22 protein-coding genes and 1 pseudogene are annotated in these 24010 nt (G+C 38.3%); 10 read left to right on the top strand and 13 right to left on the bottom strand.

From position 1 onward, the window contains the following. Positions 1-146 precede the first annotated feature (146 nt). From KAN5_RS03455 to KAN5_RS03445, 3 genes are all read right to left on the bottom strand, one after another. Positions 147-659, bottom strand: coding sequence for a YdcF family protein (locus KAN5_RS03455; RefSeq protein ID WP_244390498.1), 513 nt, complete (start codon positions 657-659; stop codon positions 147-149). A 112-nt stretch (positions 660-771) separates the two neighbouring features. After that, positions 772-1590 (bottom strand): 2,5-didehydrogluconate reductase DkgB, encoded by an 819-nt coding sequence (gene dkgB, locus KAN5_RS03450; protein ID WP_016707592.1) that lies wholly within the window; start codon positions 1588-1590, stop codon positions 772-774. A gap of 168 nt (positions 1591-1758) precedes the next feature. Next, a complete protein-coding gene (locus KAN5_RS03445) occupies positions 1759-2931 on the bottom strand; it encodes an MFS transporter (RefSeq protein ID WP_016707593.1) in 1173 nt (390 codons plus the stop codon). Between the two features lie 116 nt (positions 2932-3047). Between KAN5_RS03445 and KAN5_RS03440 the strand changes: the two genes are divergently transcribed. The 3 genes from KAN5_RS03440 to tyrS all read left to right on the top strand — a co-directional run bounded on the left by KAN5_RS03440 (position 3048) and on the right by tyrS (position 6212). Then, positions 3048-3935 (top strand): LysR family transcriptional regulator, encoded by an 888-nt coding sequence (locus KAN5_RS03440; protein WP_244390497.1) that lies wholly within the window; start codon positions 3048-3050, stop codon positions 3933-3935. A gap of 140 nt (positions 3936-4075) precedes the next feature. Next, positions 4076-4879: a LuxR family transcriptional regulator gene (locus tag KAN5_RS03435; protein WP_138555294.1), complete on the top strand. Its 804-nt coding sequence runs from the start codon at positions 4076-4078 to the stop codon at positions 4877-4879. A 76-nt stretch (positions 4880-4955) separates the two neighbouring features. Further along, positions 4956-6212 (top strand): tyrosine--tRNA ligase, encoded by a 1257-nt coding sequence (gene tyrS / locus KAN5_RS03430; RefSeq protein WP_244390496.1) that lies wholly within the window; start codon positions 4956-4958, stop codon positions 6210-6212. Between the two features lie 371 nt (positions 6213-6583). On the opposite strand, the gene KAN5_RS03425 is transcribed toward tyrS, so the two are convergent. After that, positions 6584-7588: a transposase gene (locus KAN5_RS03425; protein WP_244390495.1), complete on the bottom strand. Its 1005-nt coding sequence runs from the start codon at positions 7586-7588 to the stop codon at positions 6584-6586. Positions 7589-7914: 326 nt separating this feature from the next. Between KAN5_RS03425 and KAN5_RS03420 the strand changes: the two genes are divergently transcribed. From KAN5_RS03420 to KAN5_RS03395, 6 genes and pseudogenes are all read left to right on the top strand, one after another. Next, positions 7915-8544 (top strand): ANTAR domain-containing protein, encoded by a 630-nt coding sequence (locus tag KAN5_RS03420; protein ID WP_244390493.1) that lies wholly within the window; start codon positions 7915-7917, stop codon positions 8542-8544. 22 nt (positions 8545-8566) lie between these two features. Beyond that, entirely contained in the window at positions 8567-9616 is a 1050-nt protein-coding gene (locus tag KAN5_RS03415; protein ID WP_244390491.1) for a CmpA/NrtA family ABC transporter substrate-binding protein, read from the top strand. A 421-nt stretch (positions 9617-10037) separates the two neighbouring features. After that, positions 10038-11435: a CmpA/NrtA family ABC transporter substrate-binding protein gene (locus tag KAN5_RS03410; RefSeq protein ID WP_244390489.1), complete on the top strand. Its 1398-nt coding sequence runs from the start codon at positions 10038-10040 to the stop codon at positions 11433-11435. 100 nt (positions 11436-11535) lie between these two features. Beyond that, a pseudogene (locus KAN5_RS03405) lies at positions 11536-12493 on the top strand (ABC transporter permease). Positions 12494-12516: 23 nt separating this feature from the next. Further along, positions 12517-13350: an ABC transporter ATP-binding protein gene (locus KAN5_RS03400; RefSeq protein ID WP_138555298.1), complete on the top strand. Its 834-nt coding sequence runs from the start codon at positions 12517-12519 to the stop codon at positions 13348-13350. A gap of 40 nt (positions 13351-13390) precedes the next feature. Then, positions 13391-14569: an alginate export family protein gene (locus KAN5_RS03395; RefSeq protein ID WP_244390487.1), complete on the top strand. Its 1179-nt coding sequence runs from the start codon at positions 13391-13393 to the stop codon at positions 14567-14569. A gap of 263 nt (positions 14570-14832) precedes the next feature. On the opposite strand, the gene KAN5_RS03390 is transcribed toward KAN5_RS03395, so the two are convergent. Then, complete coding sequence (locus KAN5_RS03390; protein WP_016707605.1) at positions 14833-15300, bottom strand: nuclear transport factor 2 family protein; 468 nt, start codon at positions 15298-15300, stop codon at positions 14833-14835. Between the two features lie 994 nt (positions 15301-16294). On the opposite strand from KAN5_RS03390, the gene KAN5_RS03385 reads away from it, so the two are divergent. Then, positions 16295-16510: a hypothetical protein gene (locus tag KAN5_RS03385; RefSeq protein ID WP_244390485.1), complete on the top strand. Its 216-nt coding sequence runs from the start codon at positions 16295-16297 to the stop codon at positions 16508-16510. Positions 16511-16957: 447 nt separating this feature from the next. Here KAN5_RS03385 and KAN5_RS03380 read toward each other — a convergent pair whose 3' ends face one another. The 8 genes from KAN5_RS03380 to KAN5_RS03345 form a co-directional block, all read right to left on the bottom strand. Further along, a complete protein-coding gene (locus tag KAN5_RS03380; protein ID WP_244390483.1) occupies positions 16958-17563 on the bottom strand; it encodes a HEPN domain-containing protein in 606 nt (201 codons plus the stop codon). Positions 17564-17770: 207 nt separating this feature from the next. Continuing rightward, positions 17771-17872, bottom strand: coding sequence for a transposase (locus KAN5_RS03375; RefSeq protein ID WP_198138419.1), 102 nt, complete (start codon positions 17870-17872; stop codon positions 17771-17773). 58 nt (positions 17873-17930) lie between these two features. Then, entirely contained in the window at positions 17931-18083 is a 153-nt protein-coding gene (locus KAN5_RS03370) for a hypothetical protein (RefSeq protein ID WP_244390482.1), read from the bottom strand. Beyond that, a complete protein-coding gene (locus KAN5_RS03365; protein ID WP_244390480.1) occupies positions 18065-18565 on the bottom strand; it encodes a transposase in 501 nt (166 codons plus the stop codon). Before KAN5_RS03365 ends, KAN5_RS03370 begins: the two co-directional genes overlap by 19 nt. A 92-nt stretch (positions 18566-18657) precedes the next feature. Then, positions 18658-18984, bottom strand: coding sequence for a hypothetical protein (locus KAN5_RS03360; RefSeq protein ID WP_244390478.1), 327 nt, complete (start codon positions 18982-18984; stop codon positions 18658-18660). 1344 nt (positions 18985-20328) lie between these two features. Further along, entirely contained in the window at positions 20329-20931 is a 603-nt protein-coding gene (gene cas6f / locus KAN5_RS03355) for a type I-F CRISPR-associated endoribonuclease Cas6/Csy4 (protein ID WP_244390476.1), read from the bottom strand. Further along, positions 20928-21956 (bottom strand): type I-F CRISPR-associated protein Csy3, encoded by a 1029-nt coding sequence (gene csy3, locus KAN5_RS03350; protein WP_244390474.1) that lies wholly within the window; start codon positions 21954-21956, stop codon positions 20928-20930. The genes cas6f and csy3 overlap by 4 nt, the downstream gene beginning before the upstream one ends. Continuing rightward, entirely contained in the window at positions 21956-24007 is a 2052-nt protein-coding gene (locus KAN5_RS03345; RefSeq protein WP_244390472.1) for a type I-F CRISPR-associated protein Csy2, read from the bottom strand. Before KAN5_RS03345 ends, csy3 begins: the two co-directional genes overlap by 1 nt. Positions 24008-24010: the final 3 nt, after the last annotated feature.

The raw sequence follows: 24010 nt of genomic DNA, 5'->3' as shown, positions 1-24010 counted from the left end.
AGTCACTCACATAATTGGTATGCCAATCATATAAATTTCAACTTACCAATTAACAACAAAAATTTAACTTTTGATTTTTTCGAGCTCGTCGTTTGGGTTGCAATATTACTAAAGGAGATGTACTAAAATAACTTATGTAAGCTGGGCTAATGAGTATGAGGGCTTTTAAGTTTTTCCACATTACTTCTTTCTCGCTCCATAGCATGTTTTTCGTGGGCGACTAGTTGTTCAAGTTCTGCCTCTGGTAATGGCGTAATTGCCGCTTCGCAGCTAAACTCAATATGCGGTAAAACATGCGAAAACACATAATACACGCGCGCTATATGAAATTCAGAGCTAACTAAGATAGCTTTTTTGGCCTCAGCGCTTGCTAAAATAGGCTCAGCAAGTGTGGCATCTTCAAATGTAAAGCGGCTTAACGCAACCGGCAAAAATGCATTTTCAGGCACGCCAGGTTTAATTAAATAAGCTTTAGTTAAATCGCCATGTGCAGTATTAGTCGTATTGAAATGTGCCCCAAAACCACCAGTACAAAGTAATTTAGAATATGGCTGCTGCAAAAATACTTGATACGCCTTGTCACACCGGCTTTTGGCAATCGCCGTTAAACTACCATCGCTATTATTAGGTGCACCTAACAGAATAATGACACTGCTCATACTGATCCTTGTTACTGAAACTCAACCATTTCACTAAACAATATTCTTTATTTTGCTAATTAGAATAAAAGTGCAGACCGGCTGCACTTTTAATTAATATTATCAAACAAGCCTATTGATCCCACTCAGGGGCAAAGTCTGGCGTTGCTTGGCGATCACTACAATCGAGCGCATCAATACGGGCAATATCTTCCTCGTCCAGTTTTAATGCTTTGTCATTAAAGTTATCAACTAAATTTTTACGCTTAGTTGATGATGGAATGGTGGTCATACCGTTGGCATTTTCCCATGCAATCACCACTTGCGCAGGACTTGCGCCGTGCTTATTAGCAATATCAATTATTGTTTCATCGCTTAACACTTTACCAACTACAAATGGCATATAAGCAGTGACATGAATGTCATGTTGCTGACAAAATGCCCGTAGTTTAGTGTTAGTTAAATATGGGTGCACTTCTATTTGATTGGTAAATATTTCCCGTGAGTCCAGTGTTTGCATAGCCTCTTTTAAATTCGCTATGGTGAAGTTAGAAACCCCAATATGCTTAGTTAAGCCAAGCTCTTTTGCCTTTAATAATTGCGTTAAATACTCGCTCATTGGTTCATTGTTTGATGGCGCAGGCCAATGGATCAACAATAAATCGACCGAATCAAGCTTAAGTTTCACCAGCGACTCTTGCACACTGTCTATAAAATCATTTTTGTTGAGTTTGTTATTCCACACTTTAGTGGTAATAAATAACTCATCTCGTGGAATATTACTGTCTTTTATCGCTTGGCCAACCTGCTCTTCGTTACCATAAATTTGTGCTGTATCAATATGGCGAAAACCCACCTCTAATGCCATTTTTACAGATTCATACGCGGTTTTACCTTCAAGACGAAATGTTCCCATGCCTAACTCCGGCATTTCTGTTACACGCTGTGTCATGATTTAATCCTTCTAAAATAATCGGTTTAAAATACAAACTTGTTAAATTTCTAACTAAAGTTTTTCGAAATACACCTACTACTTTTTAATTTAAAATTTTGACCTCAAGTAAGGTATGAGGTCATTAACTTTAGTTTCAAGAGCTGGTGTGAAGTTAAAGAAAACACCTTATGTATGCTGCAACTCACGCTTGTCTAATAAGCCATTGTAACGAGTGACCAACAGTGCCAACACTGAAATAACAGCACCAATCCACGCAGTGTCTTGCAAACTCATATTCTCTACGACACTGCCGCCAATAATTGACCCTAGGGCAATACCAATGTTAAACGCAGCAATGTTTAACCCTGATGCCACATCTACCGCGTTTGGTGCGTGTTGTTGCGCTTGTTTAACAACATACAATTGCAATCCTGGAACATTACCAAATGCGAATGCGCCCCAGACTAAAATAGTCAAAACCGCAGCAACTTTTGAGCCCATCGTAAAAGTAAATAGCAATAGAATAATGCTAAGTGCACTAAAAATGAGCGTTAGCGCACTGATCGGCCCACGCTGGTCAGCTAGTTTTCCACCCCATATATTTCCTACTGCTACAGATCCCCCATAAACCAACATGATTAAACCAATAACTGAAGGCGTAAACCCCGTATGCTGCTCTAATATAGGTGCTAAATACGTAAACGCGGTGAACGTGCCGCCATAACCAAGTATTGTCATTAAATAAACCAGCAGTAAACGCGGTTTGATCAACACGTGTAATTGTTCTTTAAATGTTGCCGGTGCTGACTGCTTTAGATTGTTAGGTACCAACATAGCGCTACCAATTAATGCAATTAAGCCAAGCATCGACACCACTAAAAATGTTGCCCGCCAGCCAAAGTGCTGACCAATCCAGGTACCCAATGGCACACCGGTTACCAATGCAACAGTAAGGCCTGTAAACATAATGGCAATGGCACTTGCTTCTTTATTTTTACTAACCAAACCGGTAGCAATCATTGAGCCAATAGAGAAAAACACCCCGTGAGCAAGCCCTGTTAATATGCGCGCTATGATCAGAGTTTCGTAGCTGGGCGCTTGCCATGCAAGCAAATTACCGATCACAAATAACGTCATTAAACTCATCAATACAATTTTGCGATTCCATCGCCCAGTCAAAGCTGTCAATACTGGCGCACCGATAGCGACACCCACAGCATATAAACTAACTAACAACCCTGCGCAGGGCAGACTAACACCTAAGTCTCCCGCAATGGTAGGTACTAAACCAACGATCACAAACTCTGTAGTTCCTATCGCAAACGCGCTTAAAGTAAGCGCCCATAAAGCCAATGGCATCATTACATCCTCACAATTAAAGTAGGTGCACAGTTTGGCTAAAAAAACATTTGCAAAAAATAGCGTAAATGACAAAATACTTTTGTCATTTATGCAAATATAAAGTGGTAACTTTAATGGCTGTGCACGCTAAAACAGAAGATCTAGAAACCTTTATCACTGTGGTTGATTGTGGTAGTTTTTCTGCCGCTGCCAACTTACTGGATCAGCACGTTGCAAAAGTATCGCGGGCTGTCTCTCGACTAGAAAACACGTTGCAATCTACTTTATTAAATAGAACAACACGCCGCATAGAGCTGACAGAAGAAGGTCATACCTTCATTCAATACGCCCGAGAAGGGTTAAATACACTTTATTCAGGCGAAGAAGCTATTAAGCTATTAAAACAGGCACCGAGTGGCCGCCTGCGGATCGATGCCGCAAGCCCATTTGTACTGCATCAGCTTATGCCATTAGTTCCAGAGTTTAGAAAACACTACCCACAGATAACACTCGACATTACATCACACGATAATATTATTGATTTATTAGAGCGAAAAACCGACTTAGCCATTCGTATTGGTGAGTTAAAAGACTCAAATCTGCACGCTCGTAAGCTAGGAAATAGTAAACTACGAATAGTAGCTGGGGCTGATTATTTAAAACATGCCCCACCCATTCGTACTAGCGCGGATTTGCAAAACCATACCCTGTTAGGATTTACTGATGCTGCAAAGCTCAATCAATGGCCATTGCTTGAGCCTGTAAAATTAACCTTTGATCTTTGTGCAAGTAGTGGCGAAACAATCAGACAACTGTGTATTGCAAACCAAGGCATCGCCCTACTTTCAAACTTTATGGTAACTGATGACATAAAAGAAAATAAGCTAATCGAACTACTACCCGAATCGCTCATTACACCAAATAATCGCGAGCCTGTTCATGGGGTGTATTATAAAAGCGGTGCTGTGTCGTCTCGTATTACCGCATTTTTAGACTTTATACAACCACGGCTAAGTTTATAAGCTTGAATTAAAATAGAGCCGAAAATCGCGGCTCATAATAAATGAAAATAACGACCAAACGCGCGTGCGTTAACCCCTTGGTTAATTAAGCGTAACTCATTAAACTGTGTGTACATGCAGCACTTTATAAACGATAAATCATGCCAGATAACCATTTTCTCAGCCTAGTATCTGAAACTATCTCAGCACTGAATACACCTAAATTTAGTGCCAAAATAATGCAACTGACCCATGCATGCCTAGCGTTTGATTGTGCAGTAATACTTGGTTGTAAAGAAGCTAAACGCCCTATTTATCTGTATGATTCAATTGAAAAAGAGCGGGAACTACTGTTTCAGCGTTATTTAACCAATGATTATCAAAATGATCCCTTTATACGATATTTAAATACTCATCAGCAGCAAGGAGTTTATACACTTAAAGAAGTTATTAGCAAAGATTTAGACTACCACGCTTATTGCCAACGCTTTTACCAACAAACTGGGTGGAAAGATGAACTGGGTATATTCATCGAAATAGAGCCTGAACTTTGGGTGATCATTTGCTTAGGTTTTATAAATGATAAAAACCATATCAGTATAAAGCGACTATCTGAGCTTAAACCATATTTTTGTATCATCGAGTCTTTATGTCGACAGCACTGGAAAAGAGCCGACTTTCATTTAGCTGAGCCGATCAAAGACCATTTAGGCGGCACTCAGTTGCATGCCTCAGTGCAACATGCATTAACGACTTTTGGTCGGGATATACTAACTAAAAGAGAGCAAGAAATAACAGTGCTAATTGCACAAGGCTACGATAGTAAAGAAATAGCATTAAAGCTGGCGATCAGCGAAGGAACAGTTAAAAATCACCGAAAACGTATTTACCAGCAGCTCAACATTGCATCTTTAAGTGAGTTTTTTCAATTGTTTTATAACCACCTAATTACCCTACCAAAGTAAAAACTATCCCTATTGGGATATAGTAAACCGGCGCTCTGATTATTAGTCTGAATAAAATTTTTAGACGGACAGAAACATGACGTTATTAAATGATCTACAAGCCAGAGGGCTCATTGCCCAAACAAGTAATTTAGAACAACTGCAACAAGCTTTACAACAACCGCAAGTGCTTTACTGCGGATTTGATCCTACTGCCGATAGCCTACATATCGGTCATTTAGTGCCACTACTCATGCTTAAGCGTTTTCAAGATGCAGGCCATCAAGCAATTGCTTTAATTGGTGGGGCAACAGGCATGATTGGTGATCCCAGTTTTAAAGCAACTGAGCGCAGCTTAAACACTGAGCAAACAGTGACTCTATGGGTTAAAAAACTGACCCAACAAATACAACAATTAATGCACAGCGACAAGAAACCATTGCTGATTGCTAATAATGCCGACTGGATGAGCAACATCAATATTATTGATTTCTTCCGTGATATCGGAAAACACTTTTCAATAAACTCAATGATCAACCGCGAGTCAGTAAAACAGCGACTTAATCGTCCAGAACAAGGAATATCGTTCACCGAGTTTAGCTACACACTACTGCAGTCATTTGATTTTGCACAACTTAATAAACAGTTTAATTGTCGATTGCAGATCGGTGGCAATGATCAATGGGGAAATATTATCAGTGGTATAGACCTCACAAGAAGACAAAATAACGAAACTGTATATGGGTTAACTTTACCATTGATCACAAAATCAGATGGCAAAAAATTCGGTAAAACTGAAACAGGTACTGTGTGGCTTGATCCAACAAAAACCTCCCCGTTCGCGTTTTACCAATTTTGGCTCAGCGTTGATGATGCTGATGTATACAACTTTCTACGCTACTACACTTTTTTAAACTGCGATGAAATTGATAATATAAAAGCCTGCGATGAGCTCAGCCAAACTAAGCCCGAAGCACAAAAGATTTTAGCTCAACAAATAACGCTTTTTGTTCACGGCGAAGCTGCACTGGCAAGTGCCGAACGCATCACTGACGCGCTATTTAGTGGTTGTGTACAAACGCTAAGTTTAAGTGAATTAAAGCAGCTCGAATTTGATGGCGTCCCCTGTATACAATCGCCTCAAAGCGACCTTGTTGAGTTATTAATTGCAGCTAATCTCGCAAGCTCTAGACGCATAGCCAGAGAACTCATTAGCAATAACGCAATAAGCGTTAATGGTGAAAAAGTTAACCAAATCGAAAGTACAGCAATGCAATTGCCGTTATTTGATCAATACTGGTTAATTCAAAAAGGCAAAAAACACGTCTGTTTAATTAAAAGAGTGATGTCGTAAAATCGTTTTCACTATAAAAGTACAGAGCTACAAATCGGGGCACTACGTATTTTTTGCCCCACTTTCCTTAAAATATACAGTTAAACATCACTCACAACATGTAGATAAAAAGAATAAAATAAATAATAAAGAGGACAGGCATAAAATAAAGAAATAAAAGGACAGGCATCTTTTATACTTTAACTGTACTAGCGTCAAAAATCACTTCAAGTTTATTAACATTCACCCGTCTTTTTTATACATTTTCAGTTTTCTCACACAGATTATTCAAAGCTTTACATTTTTGGATAGAATATTAGGCTGCAGAGCAAGCCTTTGCTAGACGGGTGCTTTATCGGAGATTATTTTTCAATTACATGGCAAACTTAGTGCTACCCCGCCCCTTTATACCATTTGACATCGTTGCTTGCCGCATGTTGCTTGAGACGCTGTTTGCTGCCTGCAAAATTTGAATATTGATGCCTGAATCGCTTTACAGATTCAAGCCATTGCGCTTTATCTATATTCAATGTGAGCAGTACTTTCGGCACGGTGTTGTTGAGATGCCCTTTTTTATTTGGATCTATGTGACGACCACTCCAGTCCACTAATTCAATGTAATCTAGCAAGGCAATAGGGATTGTGTGTTTTATATGATTACCACCAAATGGTTTTAGCTGTGCAGGTTGACTTTCATGCTGAATACTATCGTTTTTCTTTAAGGATTTATTTGCTTTAACTGCACTTGTGGTAAAGGCTTTTAAATGCGCTAGTCGCTCTTGAATTGAAGTGTAATCGCTGTCCTCAAGTGTATCTACTATATTTGCTCTGATGGGGTTTAAATCGACATAAGCCATGCAACTAAGCACTGCTGTTTGATCTAATAAAGCTTGTGACTTATAACGTCCTTCCCAGTACTTGCCTGTGCAGTTATCCTCTTTATTGGCTTCACGGGCTATGTACTCATTAAGGTTTTTCATATACCAGCTAATGTCATACAACCTTTCTCGCCATTTAGCGATTATCTCATTAAAAAATAGTAAATTGGCTTCATCAAACTGCTCACCATTTAAGAAGCGGTCAACTAATATATGGCCATTATAAAGTTGATACCAGCGCTCAATGACTTCAATATCAGACCACTCCAGTGCTTGTCGCCTATTCACGTTTACTACTAAGTGGTAATGATTACTCATAATCGCATAAGCTGCTATTTCAATAGCAAACACGCTACTTAATAACTTTATTCGTTCTATAAGCCACTCCCTACGATGATCAAAATTTTTTCCTGTATGTTTATCATTACCACATAAGTATGCTTGTCTGACACAGCGAGCTATTAAGTGGTAGTAAGATGTGGATGCTAAATCAATAAGGTTTTTTCTCGCACGAGTCATAAGATAAAGTTCATTAATCACTGTATACAATAACAGTAGTTAATGCTGTGGATTTTGCAAAACATTCGTGTGCATTCATTGCAATTGGCTTTCCTTACTTACTAAAAATTTGTGCCTGTCCTTTTATTTTTCTCTTTTATTTTACTGTGGATTAAAACATCTGTTATTACTGTGAGCGATTATGGCGCATCATTGCATCATTAAATCGCACAATCGTTCCGTAATCGCCAGCGTTGCAATTTAACGTCATGATATTTAAAAATTTTGTCACAAGGCATAAATGTTGCTTGTTTCTCTTTAGTCTCTTATTTCCTGTATTAACTAAATTGAAAAAGAACACACTTACTTTATCATCAGTCACCAAGCAAGCAGCCCACACTAAATTAAAGGTGCTACTGGCAGAAAATAACCAAGCAAAAGCAACGGTTTTGATGAATGTATTAAGTAATGATCACTATGATATTTTTCATATTGCCCATTCTGGCATGCCTTTACTCAAAGATGTAGAGCAACTTGATCCTGACATTATCATAATCGATATTGAATCACCTGATCGCGACATGCTTGAAAACCTAAACCAAATATCACAATTTGCCCCCAAGCCCATTGTGGTTTTTTCTGAACATCAAAATCCTAGCACCACAATAAATCAATTGGTTAAATCAGGTGTGAGTGCCTATGTTATTGGTGAAGTAAGCCATCAACGCGTGCGGTCAATTATCGATGTAGCGATCGCTCGTTTTGCCGTATTTCAAGATCTAAAGCAAGAACTCGCTGCCACAAAGCAAAAATTATCGAGTCAAAAAAACATTGAAAAAGCAAAGCTCTGGTTGATGGAAAACAAACAATTGTCTGAAACCCAGGCCTATCATTTCATTCGAAAAACAGCGATGGACAATAGTCAAAAAATGGATGATGTCGCTAGAAATATTTTATCTGTTGCCAGCATTCTTTAGAGAACCAAAATGATTTCTAATATTGAAAAAAAAAGAGTTAACCCTCGGTTTTATGCCCTTAACAGATAGCGCCCCAGTTGTTGTTGCTTATGAGATGGGCTTTTTTGCTAAATGGGGACTTACAGTTACTTTATCTAAACAAAACTCATGGGCCACATTACGAGACAAGCTACACACAGGTGTTATTGACGCAGCCCAAATGCTTGCCCCTATGCCAATAGCAAGCAACCTTGGTCTATACGGAGAGCGCTCAACGGTTATAACACCACTGATATTAAGTCGAAATGGTAACGGCATAACCATTTCCAGTTCATTGTATAATAAAATCCTCGCACAACATCAAGTAACTCAGTTACCTATGCCATTCGAGGCCAATATTCTCAAGCATGAAATAGCTCAAAGAGCACTGATAAATGAAAAACTAACTTTTGCTGTCGTTTTTCCTTACAGCTGTCATTATTATCAACTGACAGACTGGCTTAAACGTAGTGACATAGCAGTATCTGAAATTAATTTGCTGATAGTACCACCATCAAATATGGTGCCATCTTTGCAATCTGGTGATTTAGATGGTTTTTGTGTAGGAGGACCATGGAATGCCAAAGCTGTAAGAGAAGCCGTAGGTGTTACAGGCGTAACATCGGCAGATTTATTACAAGATATCCCCGAAAAAGTACTCGGCCTAATGGCAAGCTGGCAACAACAATACCCAAATACCACCAAGGCATTGATCTGCGCTTTATATGAAGCCTGCCAATGGCTAGAAAGCATCCCCAATCGTTTTGAAGCTGCCCGACTTTTAACTCGCGCTAAGTATTTAGATACTCCAATCGATGTGATCGCCCCTTCCTTACTAGGCAGTTGCTTAACGTTTAATAATCATCCCCCCCGCTTAGTACCAAGTTATAACCAATTTTCGGACTTAAACAATACTGATTTTAATGCACCAGAGTCACACTACGGGGAGAAAATTGCTGACATGATGTTAAACAATGGCCATATCAATCCTGAGCAACGAGCCCAGTTAGATATTGCGACTATTTATCGCAAAGACCTTTTTCAGCACAAATAAAGCCGTTTAATACCCCTTAACTATGGCCTGCTCTGTGCAAGATATTTTCGCGCAGAGTATCAATAACCAAATTAACTTGCAGACTTTCAAAAATGCACCAGCTTAATGCAAACCATTCCCCTTAATGAATCATAATTCAAAATTACAACGAGTAAATCATCCCACGTAAAAACATAACATACTGTATAGATTAAATATTTTAAAAATGGCATACACTATGCTTTATCCAAGTAAATGATGTTTATGTTAATGAGGCCAACAGCGGTTTTATTAACAGCTTAATAAACTAATTTAAAAAACTTATTCCGTTAAAACTAATCGCACTGCAAAGCCGTAGTCATTTTTAGTTTGGCATAGTAGCCCACAGCAATTCAGATTTATCTGCGTTGCTGTGGGCTTTTTTTTTTATTTGGAGAAAAGTATGTTGAAAATACGCTTAAAAAAGAAATGCAAAAAATTATGCCACGCTGTGATAGCGGGTATTTGCATATCAGGCTCATTACTCACCACATCTTTACTGGCTGCTGAGTTAGGTTACCCCGAAAAAGAAGAGTTAACATTTGGCTTTATAAAATTAACCGACATGGCCCCCATCGCTATCGCTTACGAAAAAGGCTTTTTTGAAGACGAAGGCTTATACGTCACCATTGAAGCACAAGCGAACTGGAAAGTACTCCTTGATGGTGTTATTGATGGCCGACTAGACGGCGCGCACATGCTTGCCGGGCAACCCATAGCAGCCACCATTGGATATGGTACAAAAGCCGAGATAATTACCCCCTTCTCAATGGATTTAAATGGTAACGCGATTACCGTCTCCAATGAAATATGGGCACAAATGAAAGGTAATATTCCCAAGCAAGCTGACGGTAAACCCGTTCATCCAATCAAAGCCGATGCGCTAAAACCCGTAGTAGAAAAATACCTAGATGCAGGTAAACCTTTCAATATGGGCATGGTTTTTCCTGTGTCAACGCATAACTATGAACTTCGTTACTGGTTAGCGGCAGGCAATATTCACCCTGGATTCTATGCGCCTCATAAAGGTGATACCTCTGGTAAAATTAACGCACAAGCTCTGCTATCAGTAACCCCTCCTCCGCAAATGCCCGCAACCATGGAAGCCGGTACTATTTATGGCTACTGCGTGGGCGAACCTTGGAACCAACAAGCTGTCTTTAAAGGTATCGGTGTACCAGTGGTTACTGACTATGAAATTTGGAAAAATAACCCTGAAAAAGTATTTGGTATTACTAAAGCTTTTTCTGAAAAGTACCCAAATACCACCATCCGCTTAACCCGCGCACTCATTCGTGCAGCAAAATGGTTAGACGAAAACGACAATGCTAACCGCCCCGAAGCTGTAAAAATATTATCACAATCTAACTATGTTGGCGCTGACCGCGAAGTCATCGCAAACAGCATGACAGGTACATTTGAATACGAAAAAGGCGATAAACGCGCAGTACCTGACTTCAACGTCTTCTTTCGCTACAACGCAACCTACCCGTATTACTCTGATGCTATCTGGTATTTAACCCAAATGCGTCGCTGGGGGCAAATCAGCGAAGACAAGCCAGACAGTTGGTACAAAGATGTTGCAGCAAAAGTATACCGTCCAGATATTTACATGGCAGCAGCACAATCGTTAGTTGCAGACAAACTGTTATTAAAAAGCGATTTTGCAGATCTCGTTGATGAAGATGGCTATCGCGAGCCGCAAAAACACTTTATCGACAATATTGTTTACGACGGTACAGCGCCAAACGACTACATCAATAAATTCAAGATAGGCTTAAAAGCGGGTGACAAGCTTTAATCTTTTAATCTAATTAATAACAGTAATGCACTGCTTAACAGTGCATTAAGGAACGATCATGACAGCAATATTGAGCAAAAAAATAGTGGGGAGCCAACCCATGACTATTAAAGGTCTTTTTACTGCATTTTTTACCACCAAGGCAAAAGCAATAGTTCTACCGACAGTCGGTATTATATGCTTTTTATTATTTTGGTCACTCACAGCCAGCAGCATCGATACCTCATTAGGTAAGTTTCCTGGGCCAAGTTCAGTTGCAACACAAATAAGTAACTTGATTAATGAACATAATACTGAGCGCGAAAAAAGAAGCTGCATTTTATTTACGCCAAAAACAAAGAAATGAAGCGAGGATGGCAAAAGATCCAAGCTACGAGCCAAAAATACGTGCTTATACAGGTAAGGAAACATTTTCAGATCAAATAATAACAAGTTTACTTACTGTACTAAGTGGCTTTTTATTGGCCGCAATAATAGCCATACCATTAGGTATTGCCATTGGTTTAAGTAAAAACCTCAACATGGCAATCAACCCTATTATTCAAATTTTTAAGCCCGTTTCTCCCTTAGCTTGGCTACCTCTGGTGACCATGGTCGTCAGTGCCTTGTATGTATCACCAGAGCCTTTATTTGCCAAATCATTCATCAACTCCTTGATCACAGTGACGCTGTGTAGCATCTGGCCAATGGTTATTAACACTTCGTTTGGTGTTGCATCAATGAACCAAGATTGGGTCAACGTAAGTAAAGTGTTAAGCCTACCAAAATTAGTGCATATTCAAAAAATTGTTATTCCTGCTTCTATCCCAGCCATTTTTACCGGTATGAGAATGTCATTAGGTGTTGCCTGGATGGTTTTAATTGCCGCCGAAATGCTGGCACAAAACCCAGGGCTTGGGAAATTTGTATGGGATGAATTTCAAAACGGCAGCTCACAATCACTCAGCCGTATTATGACAGCCGTCATTGTGATTGGTCTGATTGGCTTCATGCTAGATCGCACTATGTTACAGCTGCAAAAAAAGCTCTCTTGGGACAAATCAAGCGCGCAACGTTAGCCACTAAATTCTGAGGAAATAAAATGAGTATAATTTTAGATATCAGCAAAGTAGATATGGTATTCCCGACCCCAAAAGGTGACTTCACCGCATTGAAGGATGTTGATCTGCAAATTAAAAAAGGCGAGTTTATCTCTTTAATTGGCCACTCCGGTTGTGGTAAATCAACGGTTCTAAATATTGTTGCCTGTTTACATAAAGCAACCAAAGGCGGCGTATTATTAAATAATAAAGAGGTGACTGAGCCTGGGCCTGAGCGAGCAGTCGTATTTCAAAATCATTCTTTATTACCTTGGCTCACATGCTATGAAAACATAGAACTGGCTGTAAAACGTGTTTTCAAAAATGAAATGTCTCCAGCCCAAATGACACAATGGATTGAACACAACCTCAATTTAGTACACATGGATCATGCCAAAGATAAGCGCCCAGACGAAATATCAGGGGGTATGAAACAGCGGATCGGTATAGCAAGAGCACTTGCAATGAAACCCGAAGTACTCTTAATGGACGAACCCTTTGGGGCCTTAGACGCATTAACTCGCGCTCACATGCAAGATTCATTAATGGAAATTCAGCAAAAGCTCAATAATACCGTGATCATGATCACTCATGACGTTGACGAAGCCGTTTTATTATCTGATCGCATCGTTATGATGACCAATGGTCCTGCGGCAACAATTGGCGAAATATTAGAGGTAAATTTACCACACCCAAGAGACCGCTTAGCCTTGGCCGAAAATCCAGAATATAACCGTCTGCGCTCAGCTGTATTAACTTTCTTGTATGAAAAACAAAGAAAAATAGAAGTGATACCAACAGCAACCCCTAAGCAAAAACAATCTGATGTTGCCTAAGAGCTAAAAAATTAAAACATAAAAAATTTAAGGGAAAAACATGACATTTCAAGCAAAACTATCAAAAGTAACCACCTTACTATTATTAGCTGGTACAACAGCAACGACTTACGCCGATACGCAATCAAAAACAACTCTCGACTTCAACATACGTTATGAAGGGGTACAGCAAGACAACATCTTAAAAGACGCATCAGCTTTAACAATAAGTACACGCTTAAATTATACCAGCGCCGACTACCAAGGTTTTTCTGGGGTAATTGAGTTTGAAGATTCACGACAGCTCGCAGGGGTTGATAATTATAACGATGCCATCGGCAACAACCTACTTTATTCCGTTATCGCCGATCCAGAAAGCACAGAGCTTGACCAAGCATTTTTGCAATATAAATCAGACAAACTCACCGCTAAAGTAGGCCGCCAAATTATTGCCCTCGACAATCAACGCTATGTGGGCCATGTTGGCTGGCGCCAAGATAGGCAAACTTTTGATGCCGCAACCCTTAATTACACTGCAACCAGCAAAATAAACACAAGTTATAGCTACATAAACAAACGTAACCGTATATTTGCTGAAGCAAAAGATCTGCATTCCAATGATCACCTGTTACATATAAATTATAAAACAGAGTTAGGACTACTCACCGGCTATAGCTACCTATTAGAAGTCGATGAAGGCACACCAAATAGCTTAGATACCTACGGACTAAGCTTCAAAGGTAAAAAAGATAACTTTGCCTATTTAGCTGAATATGCAAGTCAACAAGCTAACGACAATGGCAGTGATCACACAGCAGATTATATTGCCCTTGAAGGCGCCTATAGCTTTAACACTGTGACTGTAAAGTTAGGCGGCGAAGTTCTCGGCAGTGATAATGCTCAATATGGTTTTTCAACCCCCTTGGCAACTTTGCATAAATTCAACGGCTGGGCAGACCAATTTTTAACGACACCAAAGGAAGGTTTAGTCGATTTATACGCCTCAGTTTCAGGGAAAGTCCTCGGTGGTGCTTGGTCATTGGTTTATCATGATTACAGTGCAGACGAAGCAACACCAACAGTTGATAATTTAGGAAGTGAAATTAACGCTGTATTTACTAGAAAATTTGCGAAAAACCTAACCGTAGGTATTAAATATGCCGCCTATTCGGCAGGAGATGTTGGTGCAGGTAAAGTAGATACCGATAAAATTTGGTTGTGGCTGGGCGCTAAATTTTAATACCGTGTGTATTAAATAAGTAGCCTATTTAAGCTTATGAACTACTTGGTGTATAAATTGTCATAATCGGGTTTAGTGGCTACGCTCGGTAAAGTGAAGAAGATAAAAAGGCAATAAGGACAAGGCATATATTTTTGCTATTTTGCTTCTTAGTGAATGTTGCAAAAAATTGTGCCTGTCCTATTTTATAATTTAATTTATAAAAACGGTCAAAAAAACACTGGTAACTCTTGATAGAGTTAGGCTCATATATGTGATGTGAACTATTGCCCGTATCTACGAATTACAGATACCTTACCATCTTCAAGCTCTAAGACATCTAAAACTTCTTTGCTATAACTAAACTCAGAACCGTCAGAACGTAAGCCTTTTGCAGAGAACGCATGTTTAAGGGCTACCACGTTGTACCCAACGATATACTCTATTATTTTACCTTTGTATTCTGTATGTACACCTAAATAACGAGACATTCCTTTACGCATTAGTTCTTTGCCGTCTGGCTCTCTAGAGTCATCAGGCGCATTTGGAAAATGTTGGTTACCAACATCATCAGTTAATAGTGACAAATACTGTTCTAAATCATCTTTAGATGCATTAGGTTTTTGTGTGTTTGTCATAGCTTGATGATAATTTTTAACAAAGTTATCGTAATCAAATTCATCGCTACTGGCTAAAGTCGCTGTTGAAATAACAGAAATTAAGATAGTTAAAATTGATAAACATTTTTTCATTGGTACTCCTTGCCTTAAATTACTCGTTTTTAATTTATTTTTATTGGTGCATTAACCATAGCCGAGTTCCTATTTTGATTCAATCGACAACTGACTTTTACATAAAATATAAAAAGAGCATTTGCTGTTGCTTTAATTGGTATTTTAGAAGGTATAACAGGTGTTTGAGTGGCTTATTTGTCAGAGATAGCAGCTAACCCTTTATTAGCTCATCATGTTTTACATATCAATATTAGCCTTCAAGTTCATCCTCATTTACTGCTCATTCTCTTCTCTTTGTGCAAAAGATCTTTAATTGAATTATTCACAAAGAGGTTAAGAGACGCTGCGCTTTAGAGTAATACAGATTCTAGACCCAAAAAATTTACGCGGGGTGGACTTCCCAGCTTTCACTGGACAGTTGTTCTCGGCAATTGCTCCTGCATCCATGCAGTCGTACATGAAAAATCTATAACGCAGTTTGCGCTTTATTTAGCTCGCTAGAATAGTTTTAATATTTTAGTCGATTGGTATTACATCAAAAGTATGATGAAAGAATATGCCTATTTGATTAAAAAAGATGCTATTACAATTTTGATGAGGATTAACCAGAAAGCGTATTATAAGAAATTAGTATTAGTAAATTTTAGATGGGTAAAAAATGGGAATGTACAACACCCAATGTTGTTTGAATCATAAACTGGCATAAGAACATACCTTTTTACTGGGCTACAGCGTAGCAAGTGAAGTGTAAGTTGGCATAATATTGAAGCTTATAATGGCATAAAGTTACCAAATACAGGCTTTATGAAGCCAACGCCATAAGAATACCGACTAGTTTAGTTGGCTGCTATGTGCCATAAAGCAGAAGTTCAAGAAATTGAAGTATAATAAAAGCTAAACGCTATAAACATAGGTTAAACTATGATTATAACTCTTGGTAAAAGCTGGGAAGTCCAGTTAATCCCGAAGATTTTGAGTAATTAATTCTGCTCTTTTCAAAGAAAGGTATATTATGACTATCACATCGGTAAAACCAATCAACTCAAAACAAGGCTTAGAAAAGGCACTCAAACGTGTAGATGAGCTGTGGGACGTTGCGGAACCTAATACTCCAGAAGGAGAAGAGCTTGTTATGCTTACGCAATTAATCGAAGATTACGAGTTAGCAAACATTGTTGCTCAAAGGGTATTTCAAGAAGAAATAGAAGTTAATATAGACGATTTATAAGAGTCTTGTTATCGCTTACTATGGCTGTGAGCGTTTTAGACTGAGACATTGATTCAGTTAAACCGGCTTCAGTTTGCATTTTAATTAGGTCTTTTGGCTCAACGCTTTATTTAAGATAAAGAAAAAAAATAGAAATGCCGACAACGTAAATTTTTCTATTCTTGTCTGTAACACGCAAAGTGTAATGAAATTGGGTGTTAGCGAACTACTCACCATAGCTTGTGGTATCACCAGCAAGGGCCCTTGCCGAAGTTCAAAAACAAAAGGAATTGACATTACGATAGGCAATGACTATCTAGCGTCACAAGGTTTAGCGTCATTAAGAGATATTTGGATCAATATTCATTACGGGAGATGAACCGCCCATTGCACTTCCTGAAAATAAAAAGCGCATGATGGGTGGTGTGGGGACTGGAGGTTAGAGACCTCCGGCTACCCGATTAGCACCTATCGGTTAGAAACAAACCCGTTTAAAGACTCACCTAATTCTTTGACAAGAGTATCTTCTAAGTTAACGGCTAATTCTAAGAGAAACTTTCTATATGAAATAAGAATATCATCCGTGAGCTCATCGGATTTACAAAATGCTTCATGAGCAATTTCATGACGGCAATTTAGGAGCTTATTTAGTTTTTTCTTTGTATTTTTATTATCTAACTCACCAGAAGTTACTTGACTCATAATATTGTCCAGTCCAAATAATTCCTTAAATAGTGTATTTATACCGTTTGCACTAGGAGTATTAAAACCAGCAATGGATCTCTCCATTTTTTGTTCCATAACTTTTAAGACGGCTGTGTTCTTAGTGTCGTTCACAACAAAAGTAAAATATCGCTTAGCTAAGTTCTCAACAAACCCTTGCCAAGATGCAACCATATAAATCAGATAAGCCTGATTTAGCAGCAAGCCTTTATAATCTAACTGATCACAGTCATTCTGTTTTAAATCTTCTGAAATTTTATGAATGACATCTATTCTATATAAATTCTTTCTAAAGTTATGAAAAGGTGTCTTTTTACCAATCATTGTAAAAATTTTATCTAAATCCATCATAGCTGCTAACGAGCCTGTAGAATAACCCGTTTTTAATTTATTTTTATTGATGCATTAAGCATAGCCGAGTTCCTATTTTGATTCAATTAGTTACTTCGATTTTACGTAAAATATAAAAAGAGGATTTGCTGTTGTTTTAATCGATGTTTTAGAGGAGATTACAAGTGCTTGAGTCGCTATATTTCAGCTTAAATGGGTTTCCCTTTTCTAATGCATCCTGTTTTGCAGCTTTTCTATATTATGAACTAAGCAATACAGTTGCCATTGGGCATTCACTTTCGTTTGACCCCGTAAGGTCAATTTATTCATGCCCTTATTGACGGTAATATTCCGCTGTTTATTTAAAGGAAAGCAGGCTCTATACAGCCTATTCGTTTGCCATTCCTTCAAAAAAAAGCTGCCGTCGCCCCATTGGGCTGTCTATTTTAACCTTCATTTTTTCGATGTAGCTTTGCTTTTTACGCGATTCATCATCTTTAAACTGCACTTGCCGTCCAGTTTTTATTGCTGGCTTTCGCATACTTTGCAATCTTTTAAGTAACCGCAGAATCGCGTGTACTTTTGATTATGACTGTTTACATTAACCCCGCTTCGCCACATATTGTTACCTGCGGGGCTGCGGCAAGTTTGGGTTACTTCATCATAATGAAAATCCTCTGAGGTAAATAAGCGAGGCTTGCCATTACGCCTTTTTAGTCGGCGCTTTTCTTGCTCTGTTTCGTAGGTTTCGCTGTCTTTAAATAATGGATTTCGTTTTCTAAACTGGTTATCCGCAATATAAGTATCAAAACCACTCTGTGCCATAAATTCAAGGTTTGCTTCGCTGTTAAACCCACTGTCTGCGGTGAACTTAATCGTGTGTTCGTCTGTTGATTTGTCGGAATTCAATTTATCGAGCTGCTGCTTTAATTGCTTAACCGCTGGCTGTAAGGTTTGTTGCTCACCCACCGAGCCCCATGCCAATACAAATATACTCGCTATTAAAGCAGACCTTACTCTCACATCATCGGATGTCCAATCATAGAAACTATACGTTATGAGTGAGTAATAAGAGTGTTATTTAAAGTACAACCAATTGATAATTAATTAAAAATTTACGTATCAAGTATATCACTTAAAGCAATACGTGTGAGCTGTGTGCCATCACTATAACCCTCTTTCAGTAAGTTTTCTAAAACACTACCAGTGTAGAAGGTGTAGCCATTTTCTTCATCAACAGGTAACTCATACGTAGAGCCCGATATTTGCGGCCAAATCCAATATTTTCCACATGGTGATAAGTGAGGTAAAACGGTTGAGCCAGAGCTGAGTCGCCAGGTATCCTCACTTCTCCATGAACAAAAAATAACGTAACACGGTTTTTCATCAATTGATTGGAAAGTTAAGACAACCCACCCTTCAGGCTTGTGTTTCATGATCATGTTAATCTCAATATCTTTGTTTAAAAATCATGCTGAATAATAGCATCAATTAAAATCGGCAACAGTGCGAAACATGCTGTATTAAGTTTTTAGCAGAAGTTAAGCCCTCAAAGTGAGCATGAATTTTAACTTAGCCATTACAAAATTGATATCTGAAGACCGTCCATTATTCATCCAATCCAATGAAAAGCTCATACCAGTAAAGATTAATGTCTATTTCTGTAACTTCTATGCTCACTGGTAATAAAAAGTCCGCTAAATGTAAGGGAATGCACATTTTCCTAAAAATATAAAAACCTTTTATATACATACCTCAAATTAAACTAAAAAGTAGGGCTAGCTGATTTTGATCAAACGAAACTACAATAATACGTGTGATGTTTTTGGCGATTTCAAATCTTTCTCCAGTGAGCCCCCACTACTCATCAACTTTTAATTTTAAAACCTATGGATATACAAATTGACAGCTTGCTCTGTCGACAACCTCTTTATTGATCTTATTTACAATCACTTGCACTTCGGTTTATAACACTCAAGAGAGAGATACATATATCTGTCCAAAATAAGTGTCTATTACTAAAATAATAGCCTACCTTTATTACTAGAAATCGTATGTGTATTATTGCGCCTTTGATTCACCGGTTGCTGATTCTATTTAAATTGCAAGTGTTTATTGTATAGTCGCTCGTGAATAGCCTATGTGGCAGTTTGAGAGTTGATTTTTTGATAGCATAAACCTATAAATAAATCATATTTCCCGCGGCAAAGCCGCCAATATAAAAACACCGTAAATCACTGATATACAAATAAATGGCATGCCTAATACTCTCAAGTTAATTGGCCGTGTTCAGGTGGAATACATGACTAAATACACGCTCTCTGAAACTTAGCTCTAAAGCACCCTTGATGTTTGTAAATACTATTGCAGGAAGAAGGTTAATTAGGAATGCGTTGTTAATAGCCTTAAACACGGTTATAACGCTTAAAAATACCCCAGCGTTTACTGGGGTTTCTTTATTTAGCCTCTGCCTTTTCGGCAGTTAAAAGTCACAATTTGTGGTTGTTCAATTCCTGGCCTAACTTCAGCTGCCTACTCGGCAGTTCACAATAAGTCGTTGGCCATTGACTTTGCTTCAGAATTTCCAGCTGCCTACTCGGCAGTTCACAATTTAAGTCGCAAGTAAACACGCCTTGTTGAATTTCCAGCTGCCTACTCGGCAGTTCACTATTAAAAATAGTTTAAATTTCTATAAATACCAAACTGTTAAACGAATTTAAATTATTTACCCTTACTTTCAATTAACCTTATAACGAATTGAAAATTAAAAGGTTTTTTTACAACTATTAAAAAAGGGTATTCAAAGAGGGAACCGTGCCTTGAAATGTTTGATTTGTAGCAAATCCATAATTGTTAAACTGATTATTTATGGGTTCAGCTTTTTCAATTTTTTGTATATGCAGAACATAACTTTGGCCGTTGGCTTTGCTTGATACGGGTATTGAATGATAATGGCCAATGTCTTTTGCCTCAAATTGATATTCAGGATTATAAACCTCGCCCCTAGCTTCAGCTCGCTTTTTAGCGCGTTTTAACCGCCTTTGTTTTTCGCCAACAAATGCTTTGGCTACTGATTGATTACGAACAAACATGACCTCGTTTTCGCTTGTTGGTACATCAAGTATTTTTGATAAATAAAACAACTTGTCATGAGCCATCATCTCAAAATAGCTTTGCTGAGATAGATTGATTAATTGCTTTTTATCTGTTGATACAAACGCTACTTCATTACCAATTGATTGCTCATTCCATTTAGGAAAGCACACACCAATACTACTTATTTCGCGTGCACTCATAAACCCATGCAATATGCCGATACACCGCCCTGCGAGGAGGCTTACATCACAATTTTTGGGTAAATAAGTAATGATAAAATAATAGCGTTTCAACCTTTACTCCTTTGAAACAAGCCGCCTTTGATCAACACTGCTGCAATAAAGTGAACTGCGTTTGATTCTTCACTTTGCTCTAAACCATGCTTTTCCATGTGCTTAATATGCAAGGCAATGCGCGGAAGTAATGAATAAAAGTCTGAATGGCTCTTAGGCGTTCTATGTGCAACTAATATTTGCTTATCTGCACCATACTCGTGAGTGCGTAAAGGTTTGTAGCCTCCCTCATACCAATCATCGATAGTTTGAATAGCAGCCCCTACTTTTTGTGAGTTTAAACTTGCTGCTTTTTTATCGCCCACTTGGGTGTACGCGAGTTGTTTAGATGACATGCCCTGTTCAACAGCATCTACAAACTTTTGACTTGGGTGAACCTCCTGGCTAAATGCATTTTTAATTTTGGCGGTTATATCTAAATAACAGTAGCTTTGAGGGTTGCTAAGCCCTTCTTGAATAACTTCTGATAATGTTATTAGTGCTGTTTGATTATTTTGCCAATTGCCCTGCCACTTTAGCTTTTGTATACCTTCAACGATGATCGGGGCTGCATGTTCAGTAAGTATTTCAATATCAACATTCGGTGATTGACGATTACGCCAAAGCCAGTTGCCCATCAGTATATTTTTAGCATAGCGCGTTGCAACTTCATTAAGGCCATTGTTCTTTTTATAGGTTTCGAAAAACCGTTTTAACCAATAAATAACTTTAGGGTCATCACATACATGTGGCTCAATACAATTAGCCTCAACCCTGAGTGAAAAACGACAAAATAGCTCATTTACCGTTGGAGGAACGTAACACACATCAATTGTTTGAGGGTTTCCAAACGCGAGATCTTGTGGCGCTAAATTTTTAGCCACATTTTGCTTTTGATACGCATCGCCAAACCCTGACTTTTGCCCAACTAATTTATTTTGCTCTATTTGTAGCGGTTCAAAATCAGACTCCGGTGTTTTATAAAAAAAAACCGCTTTACTGGGTGAGAGTGAGCGCGTGTAACTTAAGTGCCGAGGTAATTGCATTATTCATACTCAAACTTAGACTTTTTCATAAGCATAGACTCTTTTTGAACATCCATAACCCAAAATGCGTCATGAAAGAACTGCTTAGCCCCTGCGTACTTAACTGATGTATTACTAACACACTCTAACAACCCAATTACAGGCTCAGCATAACAATGGTATTCATGTAAGGCTGCATCTCGCTTTACGGGTTTTTCAAGCGCAGCAAAGCCAATTGCAGCAGGTCTTAAATTAAAGTTACCGTTAAGGGCATCAATTAATTGTTCAAAACTTTTAACTACTTTTTTTGAAGGATATAACCAACTGCCATTTGACGATTTTGCTTTAAGTTTTTTAAACAGCTCGCTCGGTTTGGTATGTACATGACACCAGTCTATATTTTGATATAACGAAGGTGGATGCATAGTCCCGCCTGCAAAAGCAGATGGTAGTGCGGGCTTTATAAGCTGACAATTTAACTTTTTTAGAATCTCTTCATTTGGTACGAAGAGCCTAAATACTAAATCGAGTGTTATGTCGCATTTAGGTTTATCGATAATACCTGAACTTATTACATGACTTCGGCCAGCAACTTGTTTTAACTTACTTGGCTCAGGTAATGGTTTACCTGTATGTAGCTGATAACTTTCAATGTAAATAGCACTGCCAATACACTTAATTGAAGGGTCTATAAAGTTTTTTAGCTTACGCTCAAAGTTATGAGCAAGCCCATTTAAAGCAGTAAGTGACGGCATACCTTGAATATACGGGTTAGCCATTGCTTCAGCATCAAACACTCGCATATCTTGGCAATGTACATACACTATCTGCTCATCATTTAATGTTTTTTGTTCAGCTGTACAATGAGTAAACACATAGTTTAATTGCACCTTAAACAGCCCCATTAAATTAGGGTGATATGCAAAGCGTTTGAGTTTACTTAAATTACTAAGGCTTTCATTTAGTACGTTACTAAATTGGCTAATACAGTTGGTAATACTCTGATCTAAGTAATGCTTTGTCCACTCAGGGTAAGATTGCTCTTGAGCGTTATTTTTAACTTCAAGAATGTTATCAAGCCATAACTGCAAGCTAACACGTACTTGCCTAATAGCCGCTACTCGCGCTAATCGCTTTTGCCTTAACGTATTAAACTGTTTAATGCCTACCAACACCAAAAGCGCCTGTTGAAATTGACTACTTAATAGCGCACGAATTTTAAATGCTTTTTCAATATCATTATTGGCTACTTTGGAGCGGTTAATAGCCTTTGAATATGTTTTAGGAAAGTAACGAAGCACTCTAATATTACCACCTACTGAGCTTGCTAAATCGCCAACATTGGCAGGTCTTGAGTGCTCAACTAAAGCAAAATTTAACTTACGACCTGTTGTTAATTGCTGAATTTTAGCTAGCATTGCGTGACTTACTACAGGCGTAACCGCAAGGTAGCTTTGCTGAAATGGCATTCGTAATTGTGGTGAAAAAGAGCTTACTTCTAATGGGAGCTCTGCCACTGGCAAAAGCTGTTTTATTTTGCCCGAGATGTTTAAAACCGCCTTTTTAGTAAACCCGTACCCTCTTATTAAATTAATCCAAACAGGCTCTTCAATTATTAGTAACTTTGCTAAACAAGTTACTTCACCTTGCCAAGTAAATGAGGTTAAAAATAGCTTTGCATGATTAATTTCAGCACTGTTGTGCGACCAGCCAAAACTAAAAGGTAATGACCGACTGCAAATACCCGCAATATCTTCACTTACAACTGCACTAATTAAACGTTGATGGCTTACTCGTATATCTGGGTATTTTAAATTATGAGTATGAAACCATTTGACTTCGTTAATGCACTTACTCAATAACACTTCATCGCGTAATACACTTTTAGCAGTTCTTACACTTGTTAAATCATCAATTTCACTTCGTTTATAAACTAGATTAATGAGCACAGTCAGCGCTTGTTCTTCAAAACCATCTACCGCAACATGAGGCATGTATGGAGCAAACAACTTTCTAAGGGCTGTGGTTTTTTCTTTTAGTGATTCAATTGCAAATGCATCTTGTAAGTTCATAAG

Source organism: Pseudoalteromonas sp. KAN5, from assembly GCF_022846535.1.
GTDB classification, from domain to species: domain Bacteria; phylum Pseudomonadota; class Gammaproteobacteria; order Enterobacterales; family Alteromonadaceae; genus Pseudoalteromonas; species Pseudoalteromonas haloplanktis.
This window is presented reverse-complemented; position numbering and strand designations above follow the sequence as displayed.

Bases quoted from the DNA above. Each gene is read 5' to 3' on its own strand.
- KAN5_RS03410 (WP_244390489.1), top strand. From the start codon at position 10,038: ATGTTGAAAATACGCTTAAAAAAGAAATGCAAAAAATTATGCCACGCT.
- KAN5_RS03375 (WP_198138419.1), bottom strand. From the start codon at position 17,872: ATGAATAAATTGACCTTACGGGGTCAAACGAAAGTGAATGCCCAATGG.
- KAN5_RS03385 (WP_244390485.1), top strand. From the start codon at position 16,295: ATGACTATCACATCGGTAAAACCAATCAACTCAAAACAAGGCTTAGAA.
- KAN5_RS03370 (WP_244390482.1), bottom strand. From the start codon at position 18,083: ATGCGAAAGCCAGCAATAAAAACTGGACGGCAAGTGCAGTTTAAAGAT.
- dkgB (WP_016707592.1), bottom strand. From the start codon at position 1,590: ATGACACAGCGTGTAACAGAAATGCCGGAGTTAGGCATGGGAACATTT.
- KAN5_RS03400 (WP_138555298.1), top strand. From the start codon at position 12,517: ATGAGTATAATTTTAGATATCAGCAAAGTAGATATGGTATTCCCGACC.
- KAN5_RS03395 (WP_244390487.1), top strand. From the start codon at position 13,391: ATGACATTTCAAGCAAAACTATCAAAAGTAACCACCTTACTATTATTA.
- KAN5_RS03445 (WP_016707593.1), bottom strand. From the start codon at position 2,931: ATGCCATTGGCTTTATGGGCGCTTACTTTAAGCGCGTTTGCGATAGGA.
- KAN5_RS03380 (WP_244390483.1), bottom strand. From the start codon at position 17,563: ATGATGGATTTAGATAAAATTTTTACAATGATTGGTAAAAAGACACCT.
- csy3 (WP_244390474.1), bottom strand. From the start codon at position 21,956: ATGCAATTACCTCGGCACTTAAGTTACACGCGCTCACTCTCACCCAGT.
- KAN5_RS03390 (WP_016707605.1), bottom strand. From the start codon at position 15,300: ATGAAAAAATGTTTATCAATTTTAACTATCTTAATTTCTGTTATTTCA.
- KAN5_RS03345 (WP_244390472.1), bottom strand. From the start codon at position 24,007: ATGAACTTACAAGATGCATTTGCAATTGAATCACTAAAAGAAAAAACC.
- KAN5_RS03440 (WP_244390497.1), top strand. From the start codon at position 3,048: ATGGCTGTGCACGCTAAAACAGAAGATCTAGAAACCTTTATCACTGTG.
- KAN5_RS03435 (WP_138555294.1), top strand. From the start codon at position 4,076: ATGCCAGATAACCATTTTCTCAGCCTAGTATCTGAAACTATCTCAGCA.
- KAN5_RS03360 (WP_244390478.1), bottom strand. From the start codon at position 18,984: ATGATCATGAAACACAAGCCTGAAGGGTGGGTTGTCTTAACTTTCCAA.
- KAN5_RS03425 (WP_244390495.1), bottom strand. From the start codon at position 7,588: ATGACTCGTGCGAGAAAAAACCTTATTGATTTAGCATCCACATCTTAC.
- tyrS (WP_244390496.1), top strand. From the start codon at position 4,956: ATGACGTTATTAAATGATCTACAAGCCAGAGGGCTCATTGCCCAAACA.
- KAN5_RS03455 (WP_244390498.1), bottom strand. From the start codon at position 659: ATGAGCAGTGTCATTATTCTGTTAGGTGCACCTAATAATAGCGATGGT.